A 10,772-nucleotide genomic window follows, 5' to 3' on the forward strand; every position below is an offset into this window, starting at 1 on the left:
TCGCCCGCTCCGCCGCCACCGCCGCGATGGCCGGATGAAGACCGCGAGATCCATCTCGGATTCGTCGCTTCTTTTGCCGCCGGACGTTCTGCTGGAATGCCCCAATCTGCGATCCGCTTCACCGCGGATCAACGTCTCGACCGTGCAGGCATGCTGCCGGCCCGCTCCGCACTGATGTGCTGGGCGGTCGTCAGGTTCGCGGACCCCTGACACTGTGCGCGCGAGACGGCCCTCAACCGAACTGCCGGCGACATCCGCATCTGGAGAACAAATGGCTTCGACTGACACTTACAACCCGACCCGCGACGATTTCGCCGCGATGCTCGACGAGTCCTTCGCCGGCGGCAACCTGCAGGAAAGCTCTGTTATCAAGGGCAAGGTCGTCGCGATCGAGAAGGACATGGCCGTCATTGACGTCGGCCTGAAGACCGAAGGCCGCGTGCCGCTGCGCGAATTCGCAGGTCCGGGCCGCGACAACGAGATCAAGGTCGGCGATACCGTCGAGGTGTTCCTCGATCGGATCGAGAATGCGCTTGGCGAAGCCGTGCTGTCGCGCGACAAGGCGCGCCGCGAAGAGAGCTGGGGCAAGCTCGAGAAGGCCTTCCAGAACAACGAGAAGGTGTTCGGCGTCATCTTCAATCAGGTCAAGGGCGGCTTCACGGTCGACCTCGACGGCGCCGTGGCGTTCCTGCCGCGCTCGCAGGTCGACATCCGTCCGATCCGCGACGTTGCGCCGCTGATGAACAACTCGCAGCCGTTCCAGATCCTCAAGATGGATCGCCGCCGTGGCAACATCGTCGTGTCGCGCCGGACCGTGCTGGAAGAGACCCGCGCCGAGCAGCGCCAGGAGCTGGTGCAGAACCTCGAAGAGGGTCAGGTGATCGACGGCGTCGTCAAGAACATCACCGATTACGGTGCGTTCGTTGACCTCGGCGGCATCGACGGCCTGCTGCACGTGACCGATATCGCCTGGCGCCGGGTCAATCACCCGACCGAGGTGCTGACGATCGGCCAGACCGTCAAGGTCAAGATCATCAAGATCAACCACGAGACCCACCGCATCTCGCTCGGCATGAAGCAGCTGCTGGACGATCCGTGGCAGGGCATCGAGGCCAAGTACCCGCTGAACGCGCGCTTCACCGGCCGCGTGACCAACATCACCGACTACGGTGCGTTCGTCGAGCTCGAGCCGGGCATCGAAGGCCTGATCCACGTCTCCGAGATGTCGTGGACCAAGAAGAACATGCACCCCGGCAAGATCGTTTCGACCTCTCAGGAAGTCGAAGTGCAGGTGCTCGAGGTGGATTCGGTCAAGCGCCGTATCTCGCTCGGTCTCAAGCAGACCATGCGCAATCCGTGGGAAGTGTTCGTCGAGAAGCATCCGGTCGGTTCGACCGTCGAAGGCGAGGTCAAGAACAAGACCGAGTTCGGTCTGTTCCTGGGTCTCGACGGCGACGTCGACGGCATGGTCCACCTCTCGGACCTCGACTGGAAGCTGCCGGGCGAGCAGGTGATCGACAACTTCAAGAAGGGCGACATGGTCAAGGCCGTGGTGCTCGACGTGGACGTCGAAAAGGAGCGCATCTCGCTCGGCGTCAAGCAGCTCGAAGGCGACCCCTTCGCCGAGCCGGGCGACGTCAAGAAGGGCGCTGTCGTGACCTGCGAAGTGCTCGACGTGAAGGAAAGCGGCATCGACGTGCAGATCGTCGGCACCGACTTCAACACCTTCATCAAGCGCTCGGAGCTGGCACGCGACCGCAACGACCAGCGCAGCGACCGCTTCGCGGTTGGTGAGAAGGTCGACGCCCGCGTCATCCAGTTCGACAAGAAGGCCCGCAAGGTCCAGGTGTCGATCAAGGCGCTGGAAGTGGCCGAGGAGAAGGAAGCCATCGCGCAGTACGGCTCGTCCGATTCGGGCGCGACGCTGGGCGACATTCTCGGCACCGCGCTCAAGCAGCGCGACAAGTAAGCCTCAGGCTTACCTCACGACATCCAGGGCTCCGGCATTGCCGGGGCCCTTTTTCGTTGCGCGTGACCCGCCATGCGACGGCCGGCGCCAAGTGGTCGCAGCGGTGCGGGCAGGCTGCCGCACGAACCATGTTTTCTTCATATTGGATTGTAATTGATGTATTTCGCTCATGGGACGGCAACGATCCCATCCGACAACCGAAACGATAGCGCCGACCGGAGAACCGCTGATGTCGCTTGATTCCGATGTGATCGTCGATCGCCGCCGGATGCGAAGGAAGCTGACGTTCTGGCGCGTGGCGGCTGTGCTGGTCGCGATCGTCGCCGTGGTGGCGATCGGTGCGATGGTGTCGCCGGCAGGGCGCGGCGCGCTCACCTCGACCGGCTCGATCGCCCGCATCAAGATCGAGGGGCTGATCCGCAGCAACGACGAGCGTGTCGAAGCGCTCGACCGGCTCGGCAAGTCGTCCTACTCGGCCGTGATCGTCCACATCAATTCGCCCGGCGGCACCACCGCGGGCTCCGAGGAATTGCACGACGCGCTGGCGCGGCTGAAGGCGAAGAAGCCGATGGTCGTGGTGGTCGAAGGGCTCGCCGCCTCCGGCGGCTATATCGCCGCGCTGGCCTCCGAGCACATCGTCGCACAGCAGACTTCGTTGGTCGGTTCGATCGGCGTGCTGTTCCAATATCCGAACGTGTCCGAGCTGCTGAAGACCGTCGGCGTCAAGGTCGAGGAAGTAAAATCGTCGCCGCTGAAGGCTGCGCCGAACGGTTTCGAGCCGACCAGTCCTGAGGCACGCGCCGCCATCGAGGCGCTGGTGAAGGATTCCTACGCGTGGTTCCGCGGCATGGTGCAGCAGAGCCGCAAGATGACTGACGATCAGCTCAACGTCGTCGCCGACGGCCGGGTGTTCACCGGACGCCAGGCCGTAGGGCTCAAACTGATCGACGAACTCGGCGACGAGAAGACCGCGATCGCGTGGCTGGAGAAGGCCAAGAACGTCAAATCCGGCCTGCCGGTGCGCGACTACAAGCTCTCACCGCAATTCGGCGACCTCACCTTCCTGCGCGCCGCAGCCTCTGTCGCGTTCGACGCTGCAGGCCTCGGCATGATCGCGCGCCGCGTCGAGCAGACCGGCGCGATGCAGTCGGTCGAACGGCTCGGCCTCGACGGCATGCTGGCGCTGTGGGCGCCGTCCGCGGGTCAGTGATCTCTGCCCGCGGGGCGTGCAGCCCGTGCGGTATTTTGACCCTGAAAGCGGGTTCAATGACGCCCATCGGACGCCCTTCGCCGGGGCGTCTGTCCGATTTAGCGTCTTGACAGTTCACGGCATTTTCACGGAAATGGCGGTCCGCACGCACGGACCACATCCTCGATGATCAAATCCGAACTCGTTCAGCGTATCGCCGAGCACAACCCGCACCTGTATCAGCGGGACGTCGAGAACATCGTCAACGCGATCCTCGATGAGATCGTCGAAGCATTGGCGCGTGGGGATCGGGTCGAGCTTCGCGGCTTTGGCGCATTCTCGGTGAAGCATCGTCCGGCACGCGCCGGGCGCAATCCGCGCACCGGGGCTCATGTGCCGGTCGAGCAGAAGACCGTGCCGTTTTTTAAGACCGGCAAGGAAATGCGTGAGCGCCTGAACCGCGACGGCGGCGACGACGCTGAAACCAGCGATACCGCGTAGCGCGACGCCCCATTGCCGAGCCAGGCGAGCGAATGACATGCAGAAATTCCTGACGGCCCTGGTGCTGATCCCGCTCGGTTTGATCCTCGTGGTGTTCGCGGTCGCCAACCGCCACATGGTCGACGTCTCGTTCGATCCGCTCGACCCCAGCAACCCGCTCGGTCACATCCGACTGCCGCTGTTCGTCGTGATCATCGTTACCGCCATCGTCGGCGTCATCCTCGGCGGTATCGCCACCTGGTTCGGACAACGGCGCTGGCGACGCGCCGCCCGCCGGCATCAGGCCGAAGCGATCGAAGCCCAGAACCAGCTCGCCAGCCTGCGTGCCAGCATCGCCACGCCCGCGCAGAGCGAGCCGCGCCGGCTGCTGCTCGAGAGCGGTTCCAGCGGCGCCGGGCGCGACAAGTCCCGCGCGACGTTGTAAGACTGCGCATTCTCTGCGGCGCCCTGGCGCGCCGGCAACCCAGATTCAGCGCACAGCCATGTCCACAATTGTAAAAATCTGCGGTCTGACGACCGCCGACACGCTGGAAGCAGCGGTCGAAGCCGGCGCCGACATGGTCGGCTTCGTGTTCTTTCCCGCTTCGCCGCGTCACCTCGACATCGACTTCGCCGATGCGCTCGGCCGTCAAGTCCGCAGCCGTGCCGCCAAGGTCGCGCTCACCGTCGATGCCGACGACGACCTGCTCGACGCCATCGTCGAGCAGCTGCGGCCGAACTGGCTGCAATTCCACGGCAGCGAGAGCCCGGAGCGGGTGCGTTCGATCAAGCGCATCTACGGTCTGCCGGTGATGAAAGCGATCGCGGTCGCGGGCCCGGAAGATCTTTCAGTGCTGCCGGACTACGCGGCGGTGGCCGACCGCATCCTGTTCGACGCGCGGCCGCCGAAGGACGCCACCCGCCCCGGCGGGCTCGGTGCAACGTTCGACTGGAAGCTGCTCGACGGCGTCAATCTCAAACTGCCGTTTCTGGTCTCCGGTGGGATCAACGCCGGCAACGTCGCCGAAGCGCTGCGGGTGACGCGCGCGCAGGGCGTCGACGTATCGTCGGGGGTTGAAACCTCCCCCGGCGAAAAGGACCCGGACCTGATCCGCGACTTCATCCGCGCCGCACGCGCGGCCTAACCCAAGAGCTGACATGAACCAAGCTTTGCCGAATTCCTTCCGGTCCGGCCCCGACGAGCGCGGGCATTTCGGCATCTATGGCGGCCGCTTCGTCGCCGAGACGCTGATGCCGCTGATCCTCGATCTGGAAAAGGCCTACGCGGAAGCCAAGGTCGATCCGGCGTTTCGCGCCGAGATGGACGGCCATCTCAAGCACTATGTCGGACGTCCCTCGGCGCTGTATTTCGCCGAGCGGCTGACCGAGCATTTCGGCGGGGCCAAGATCTACTTCAAGCGCGAAGACCTCAACCACACCGGCGCCCACAAGGTGAACAACGTGCTCGGCCAGATCATGCTGGCCAAGCGCATGGGCAAGCCGCGGGTGATCGCCGAGACCGGCGCCGGCATGCACGGCGTCGCCACCGCGACGATGTGCGCCAAGTTCGGTCTCGAATGCGTGGTGTTCATGGGTGCGGTCGACGTCGAACGCCAGCAGCCCAACGTGCTGCGGATGAAGGCGCTCGGCGCCGAAGTCCGCCCCGTCACCTCCGGCGCCAACACGCTGAAGGACGCGATGAACGAGGCGCTGCGTGACTGGGTCACCAACGTCCACAACACCTTCTATTGCATCGGCACGGTCGCCGGCCCGCACCCCTATCCGATGATCGTGCGCGACTTCCAGGCGGTGATCGGTCAGGAAGTCCGCGAGCAGATCATGCAGGCCGAAGGCCGCCTGCCCGACTCGCTGGTTGCCTGCATCGGCGGCGGCTCCAACGCGATGGGGCTGTTCCATCCGTTCCTCGACGATCCAGGCGTGGCGATCTACGGCGTCGAAGCCGCCGGCCACGGTCTGGACAAGCTGCACGCGGCGTCGATCGCCGGCGGCAAGCCGGGCGTGCTGCACGGCAACCGCACTTATCTGCTGATGGATGCGGACGGCCAGATCGAGGAAGCGCATTCGATCTCCGCCGGCCTCGATTATCCGGGCGTCGGCCCCGAGCACTCCTGGCTGCACGATGTCGGCCGCGTCAACTTCCTGTCCGCCACTGACACCGAAGCGCTCGACGCGTTCAAGCTGTGCTGCCGGCTCGAGGGCATCATCCCGGCGCTGGAGCCGAGCCACGCGCTCGCCAAGGTCGCCGACCTCGCACCCAAGCTGCCGAAGGATCACCTGATGGTCGTCAACATGTCCGGCCGCGGCGACAAGGACCTCGCGTCGGTTGCCGAACATCTCGGGGGCAAGTTCTGATGACCACCCGCATCGACACCCGCTTCGGTGAGCTGAAGCAGCAGGGCCGCCCGGCACTCGTCACCTTCGTGATGGCGGGCGACCCCGATCTCGACACCTCGCTGCAGATCCTCAAGGCACTGCCGGCCGCAGGCGCCGACGTGATCGAGATCGGCATGCCGTTCACTGACCCGATGGCGGACGGTCCGGCGATCCAGGCCGCCGGCCTGCGCGCCCTGAAGACCGGCACCACGCTGAAGAAGACGCTGGGGCTGGTCCGCGACTTCCGCGCCACCGACAACGTTACGCCGCTGGTGCTGATGGGGTACTACAACCCGATCTACATCTACGGCGTCGATGCCTTCCTGGCCGACGCCAAGCAGGCCGGCGTCGACGGCCTGATCATCGTCGACCTGCCGCCGGAAGAGGATGAGGAACTGTGCCTGCCGGCCATGAAGGCCGGGCTTAACTTCATCCGCCTCGCCACCCCGACCACCGACGAAAAGCGGTTGCCGGCGGTGCTCGCCAACACTTCGGGCTTCGTCTATTACGTCTCGATCACCGGCATCACCGGATCGGCCTCGGCGGATGCCTCGGCGGTCGGCGCCGCGGTGCAGCGGATCAAGCGTCACACCAACCTGCCGGTCTGCGTCGGCTTCGGCATCCGCACGCCGGAAGCCGCGCAAGCGATCGCCGCGCAGGCGAACGGCGCGGTGGTCGGTTCGGCGCTGATCGATGCGCTCAAGGCCAGCCTCGACGCCGAAGGCCGCGCCACCAAGGCCACGGTCGGTGCGGTGGCGGATCTGGTCGCCTCGCTCGCGGCCGGCGTTCGCGGTGCGAAACAGGCTGCGGAATAGCAGCAATCGAAGCAGGACGGTGGTCTGGACGGGGCCGTGCCCCGCCGCCATATCCTGACAACGCCATGAACCCAGGCGGCGCCCTGTCCGGCGACGCGCGGAGCACGTCATGAACTGGTTGACCAACGTCGTCCGTCCGAAGATCCGCAACATTCTGCGGCGCGAGACTCCGGAGAACCTCTGGATCAAATGTCCGGATACCGGGCAGCTCGTGTTCTACAAGGACGTCGAGCAGAACCAGTTCGTCATTCCCGGCTCCAACTATCACATGCGGATGGGCGCGCTGGCGCGTCTGCGCTCGATCTTCGATAACGAGACCTGGTACGACGTCGCGCTGCCCGAAGTCGTGGCCGACCCGCTGAAATTCCGCGACGAGCGCAAATACGCCGACCGCATCAAGGATGCCCGCACCAAGACCGGCGCCCATGACGCCGTGCGCGTCGGCTTCGGCAAGCTCGAAACCTCGCCCGTCGTGGTCGCCGTCCAGGACTTCGACTTCATGGGTGGCTCGCTCGGCATGGCGGCGGGTGAAGCGATCATCCGCGGCATGGAGCTGGCGGTCGAAAAACACGCGCCCTTCATCATGTTCGCGGCCTCCGGCGGCGCGCGGATGCAGGAAGGCATCCTGTCGCTGATGCAGATGCCGCGCACCACGGTCGCGGTGCAGATGCTGCGCGAAGCCAAGCTGCCCTACATCGTGGTGCTGACCAATCCGACCACCGGCGGCGTCACCGCCTCCTACGCGATGCTCGGCGACATCCACATCGCCGAACCGGGCGCGCTGATCGGCTTCGCCGGCGCCCGCGTGATCGAGCAGACCATCCGCGAGAAGCTGCCCGATGGCTTCCAGCGCGCCGAATATCTCAAAGACCACGGCATGGTCGACATGGTGGTGCATCGCCACGACCTGCGTCCGACCCTGGCGCGGCTGTGCCGGCTCTTGACCAAGTCGCCGGCCCTGACCGTCACCACCGCGGTCGAGGCTCCGGCCGAAGCCGCCGCCAAGGCCGAGCCGGAGACCACTGCCGCCGAGCCGCCCGCCGCTCCGGCGCCGACCGAGCCGCCGGCCCAGCCGGCCGCGCCGCAGGCGTGAGCGAAGGCACCGCGCCGCCGGCTTCGCTCGGCGAATTGCGCGCGATCCTGGCGCGGCTGAATCCGGTCGCGATCGACCTTACGCTCGGGCGGATCGAGCGGCTGCTCGCTGCGCTCGGCCATCCCGAACGTCAGCTCCCGCCGGTGATCCATGTCGCCGGCACCAACGGAAAGGGCTCGACCGTCGCGTTCCTGCGCGCGATCCTGGAAGCCGCCGGCCTCAAGGTCCACGCCTACACCTCCCCGCATCTGGTCCGCGTCAACGAGACCGTCCGGATCGCCGGCCGGCTGGTCCGCGATGATGAGCTGATCGCCGCGCTGGCGCATTGCGAACGCGTCAATGCCGGAGCGCCGATCACGCTGTTCGAGATCGAGACCGCCGCGGCCTTGTGGCTGTTCGCGCAGAATCCGGCCGATGTCACCCTGCTCGAAGTCGGGCTTGGCGGCCGGCTCGACGCTACCAATGTGATCGAGCATCCGCTCGCCTGCGTGCTGACGCCGATCGGCATCGACCACACCGAGTTTCTCGGCCCGACCGTCGCCGACATCGCCGCCGAGAAGGCCGGCATCCTGCGCCGCGGCGCACCGGTGATCGTCGCCGAGCAGCGCGACGAGGCGATGGAGGTGATCGAGTGCGAGGCGAAGCGGCTGCGCGCTCCGCTGTTCGCCTGCGGCCAGCAATGGCACGTCCAGCTCGAACACGGCCGGCTCGCCTATCAGGACGAACGCGGCCTGCTCGATCTCACCGCGCCCAAACTGTTCGGCCGGCATCAGATCGACAATGCTGGCCTCGCGATCGCGACGCTACGCGCGCAATCGCACTTCACGATTCCGCAAGACGCCTATCAGGCCGGGCTGCTGGCGGCCGACTGGCCGGCGCGGATGCAGCGGATCACGTCCGGCAAACTGCTCGATGACGCACCGGCTGGCTGCGAGCTGTGGCTCGACGGCGGCCACAATGCCGACGGCGGTCGCGTCGCGGCCGCGGCGCTGGGCGATCTCGAAGAACGCGTATCGCGACCGCTGGTGCTGATCGCCGGGATGATGGCGAACAAGGACGCAGCCGCGTTTCTCGCCAACTTCACCGGGCTGACGCGGCACCTGATCGTGGTGCCGATCCCGAACCGCGACGGCGCGATGCCGCCGGAGCGCCTCGCCGACGCCGGCCGCGCGCTCGGCTTGCGGGTCGAACTGGCCGATGACGTCCCGGCCGCGCTGCGCCGCATCGCGTCGCTGGCCTACGAACTCCCGCCGCGGATCATGATCGCCGGATCATTGTATCTCGCCGGCCATGTGCTGAGCCTCAACGGCACACCGCCGAACTAATCGTTCGGCTCAGGCCAGCAGCGTGATCGGATCGACCAGCTTCTGCGCGAGCTGGTCCATCGTGCATTGCCGCGGCGCCTTGTCGGGGCGCCAGCGCAGGAGACTGGTGCCATGGCGGAAGCGTTCGCCGCTGAAATGATCGTAGCAGACTTCGACCACCAGCTTCGGAGCAAGCGGCTGCCACTCAGCCGAGCGCGCCGTCGACCATCGGCTCGGTCCGCCCGGCGCATTGCCGGTGAAGCCCTCGCCGGGCAGCTTCTCCAGCTTGTCGGTTAAGGCCGGTTTCTCGGCCCGCTTCAGCGCCGAGGTGAAGCCGACGTGATGCAGCAGGCCGGCTTTGTCATAGAGACCGAGCAACAGCGAGCCGACCACTTTGCGGCCACCCAGCGGCGCGCTGGCGTAGCGGAAGCCGCCAACCACGCAATCGGCGCTGCGAAACCTCTTGATCTTCTGCATTCCGTCGCGATTGCCGGACTGATAAGCAAGGTCGCGCCGCTTGGCGATCACGCCGTCGGAGCCGCCACCTGCCTGCGCCAGCCACTTCGCTGCCTGCTTGGTACTGGTCGTGGCCGGTGATAGCCGGAACGTTGGGTGGCCCTTGAACTCCGTCTTCGCAAAGACTTCGAGAGCCTCGCGCCGCTGCGTCAGTGGCTGCGCCGCCAGCGCGTCGTCGCGCGGGCTCGCCAGCAGATCGAACGCCAGCAGCAGCGCCGGCGTCTCGACCGAGAGCTTGTTCACGCGACTTGCGGCGGGGTGTATCCGCTGCAGCAGCGCATCAAACGAAAATGTCCGCCGCTGCGGCACGACGATCTCACCATCGAGCACGAAGCGCTCGGCCTTGAGCTGCAGGGCCGCCGCAACTAATTCGGGGAAGTAGCGGGTGAGGTCTTCCCCCGATTTCGACCACAGCGCGATAACATCGCCGCTCCGTACCATCAGGCAGCGGAAGCCGTCCCATTTCGGCTCGTACTGCCACTCCGATCCGGTCGGGATTGCATCGACCGACCGTGCCTCCATCGGCTCAATCGGTGCGGCGGATTTGGTCTTCGATGACTTGGCTCTTGCCGCCACGCAGGACACCCTAAACGCAAAACGGCCGGCGGAATGCCGGCCGTTTCAGAACGTTCGTGGCGCGCCTGAGTTCAGACCGCTGCGCTGATCCACTGCTGCAGCTTGGCCTTCGGCGCGGCGCCGACCTGGCGCGAGGCCATCTCGCCGCCCTTGAAGATCATCAGGGTCGGGATCGACATCACGCCGTACTTCGAGGCGGTGACCGGGCTCTCGTCGACGTTGAGCTTCACGATCTTGACCTTGTCGCCCATCGCCCCGGCGATTTCGTCGAGCGCCGGCGCGATCATGCGGCACGGGCCGCACCACTCGGCCCAGAAGTCCACCACCACAGGCCCCTGGGCGTTGAGAACCTCGTTTTCGAAATCGGCGTCTGACACCTTACCAACGGCCATAGGATACCTCGTGAAACCGGATGAAGAGCGGCGGCGGGAATCGC

11 protein-coding genes are annotated in these 10,772 nt (G+C 66.0%); 9 read left to right on the forward strand and 2 right to left on the reverse strand.

Annotation, left to right across the window (positions count from 1 at the left end; genetic code table 11):
• Positions 1 to 271: 271 nt before the first annotated feature.
• From rpsA to LRC39_RS00385, 9 genes are all read left to right on the forward strand, one after another.
• Entirely contained in the window at positions 272 to 1,969 is a 1,698-nt protein-coding gene (rpsA, locus tag LRC39_RS00345; RefSeq protein WP_011155635.1) for a 30S ribosomal protein S1, read from the forward strand.
• Between the two features lie 229 nt (positions 1,970 to 2,198).
• Entirely contained in the window at positions 2,199 to 3,179 is a 981-nt protein-coding gene (gene sppA, locus LRC39_RS00350) for a signal peptide peptidase SppA (RefSeq protein WP_107353705.1), read from the forward strand.
• 165 nt (positions 3,180 to 3,344) lie between these two features.
• The gene (locus LRC39_RS00355; protein ID WP_107342337.1) at positions 3,345 to 3,659 is read left to right on the forward strand and encodes an integration host factor subunit beta; all 315 of its coding nucleotides are present in this window, start codon (positions 3,345 to 3,347) and stop codon (positions 3,657 to 3,659) included.
• A gap of 37 nt (positions 3,660 to 3,696) precedes the next feature.
• The gene (locus LRC39_RS00360) at positions 3,697 to 4,083 is read left to right on the forward strand and encodes a lipopolysaccharide assembly protein LapA domain-containing protein (protein ID WP_107342338.1); all 387 of its coding nucleotides are present in this window, start codon (positions 3,697 to 3,699) and stop codon (positions 4,081 to 4,083) included.
• 58 nt (positions 4,084 to 4,141) lie between these two features.
• The gene (locus LRC39_RS00365) at positions 4,142 to 4,783 is read left to right on the forward strand and encodes a phosphoribosylanthranilate isomerase (protein ID WP_164571892.1); all 642 of its coding nucleotides are present in this window, start codon (positions 4,142 to 4,144) and stop codon (positions 4,781 to 4,783) included.
• 13 nt (positions 4,784 to 4,796) lie between these two features.
• Positions 4,797 to 6,011, forward strand: coding sequence for a tryptophan synthase subunit beta (trpB, locus tag LRC39_RS00370; protein ID WP_263990073.1), 1,215 nt, complete (start codon positions 4,797 to 4,799; stop codon positions 6,009 to 6,011).
• Positions 6,011 to 6,847 carry a tryptophan synthase subunit alpha gene (gene trpA / locus LRC39_RS00375; protein ID WP_346295982.1) on the forward strand — a complete coding sequence of 279 codons (837 nt, stop codon included), beginning with the start codon at positions 6,011 to 6,013 and terminating at the stop codon, positions 6,845 to 6,847. Before trpB ends, trpA begins: the two co-directional genes overlap by 1 nt.
• Before the next feature lie 109 nt (positions 6,848 to 6,956).
• Complete coding sequence (gene accD / locus LRC39_RS00380) at positions 6,957 to 7,940, forward strand: acetyl-CoA carboxylase, carboxyltransferase subunit beta (RefSeq protein WP_346295983.1); 984 nt, start codon at positions 6,957 to 6,959, stop codon at positions 7,938 to 7,940.
• On the forward strand, positions 7,937 to 9,265 hold the full coding sequence (locus LRC39_RS00385) for a bifunctional folylpolyglutamate synthase/dihydrofolate synthase (protein WP_346295984.1): 1,329 nt from the start codon (positions 7,937 to 7,939) through the stop codon (positions 9,263 to 9,265). Before accD ends, LRC39_RS00385 begins: the two co-directional genes overlap by 4 nt.
• Before the next feature lie 9 nt (positions 9,266 to 9,274).
• Here LRC39_RS00385 and LRC39_RS00390 read toward each other — a convergent pair whose 3' ends face one another.
• Complete coding sequence (locus LRC39_RS00390) at positions 9,275 to 10,291, reverse strand: ATP-dependent DNA ligase (RefSeq protein ID WP_346297557.1); 1,017 nt, start codon at positions 10,289 to 10,291, stop codon at positions 9,275 to 9,277.
• Positions 10,292 to 10,407: 116 nt separating this feature from the next.
• Positions 10,408 to 10,728: a thioredoxin gene (gene trxA, locus LRC39_RS00395; protein WP_011155644.1), complete on the reverse strand. Its 321-nt coding sequence runs from the start codon at positions 10,726 to 10,728 to the stop codon at positions 10,408 to 10,410.
• Positions 10,729 to 10,772: the final 44 nt, after the last annotated feature.

Origin of the sequence: Rhodopseudomonas sp. P1, assembly GCF_039642825.1 — a bacterium.
GTDB classification, from domain to species: domain Bacteria; phylum Pseudomonadota; class Alphaproteobacteria; order Rhizobiales; family Xanthobacteraceae; genus Rhodopseudomonas; species Rhodopseudomonas palustris_H.

What these genes read in the sequence shown, in the direction of transcription:
- LRC39_RS00360 (WP_107342338.1), top strand. Translation starts at nt 3,697, where the DNA reads ATGCAGAAATTCCTGACGGCCCTGGTGCTGATCCCGCTCGGTTTGATC.
- trxA (WP_011155644.1), bottom strand. Translation starts at nt 10,728, where the DNA reads ATGGCCGTTGGTAAGGTGTCAGACGCCGATTTCGAAAACGAGGTTCTC.
- trpA (WP_346295982.1), top strand. Translation starts at nt 6,011, where the DNA reads ATGACCACCCGCATCGACACCCGCTTCGGTGAGCTGAAGCAGCAGGGC.
- trpB (WP_263990073.1), top strand. Translation starts at nt 4,797, where the DNA reads ATGAACCAAGCTTTGCCGAATTCCTTCCGGTCCGGCCCCGACGAGCGC.
- rpsA (WP_011155635.1), top strand. Translation starts at nt 272, where the DNA reads ATGGCTTCGACTGACACTTACAACCCGACCCGCGACGATTTCGCCGCG.
- LRC39_RS00365 (WP_164571892.1), top strand. Translation starts at nt 4,142, where the DNA reads ATGTCCACAATTGTAAAAATCTGCGGTCTGACGACCGCCGACACGCTG.
- accD (WP_346295983.1), top strand. Translation starts at nt 6,957, where the DNA reads ATGAACTGGTTGACCAACGTCGTCCGTCCGAAGATCCGCAACATTCTG.
- LRC39_RS00355 (WP_107342337.1), top strand. Translation starts at nt 3,345, where the DNA reads ATGATCAAATCCGAACTCGTTCAGCGTATCGCCGAGCACAACCCGCAC.
- sppA (WP_107353705.1), top strand. Translation starts at nt 2,199, where the DNA reads ATGTCGCTTGATTCCGATGTGATCGTCGATCGCCGCCGGATGCGAAGG.